This window comes from Bradyrhizobium sp. 23AC (assembly GCF_054863025.1).
In genome coordinates this window covers 1-234 of record NZ_JAVAYN010000316.1, presented here as the reverse complement: position 1 = coordinate 234, position 234 = coordinate 1, and the positions used below count along the sequence as shown (strand labels likewise).

Genomic DNA, 234 nt, shown 5'->3' with positions numbered 1-234 from the left:
ATAACGGGAGGCGCGAGGCCTACACGATGGTATCCATGTAGCCAATGCGACGCCTCGACAGCCCTGTCGCGTGATGAGACGTAAAGAGTCGTTCGTCGAGAAACCCGAGAATAGGCTTTATACAGTTGTCGAAACCTGTCGGCGTCAACGTCCGCGGCTGCAAGAATAATCTGATCAAATGTCTTGCCTGTCCGTTTAGCGGCCGCGGAGGCAATTCGGTTTACTGCCTGTAAT

1 protein-coding gene is annotated in these 234 nt (G+C 53.4%); it reads right to left on the bottom strand.

The genetic code is table 11. The annotated features are described in order from the left end of the window. Window positions 1-234: alpha/beta hydrolase (locus RAD10_RS42575; RefSeq protein ID WP_461622101.1), on the bottom strand; the 234-nt coding region annotated here is incomplete at both ends.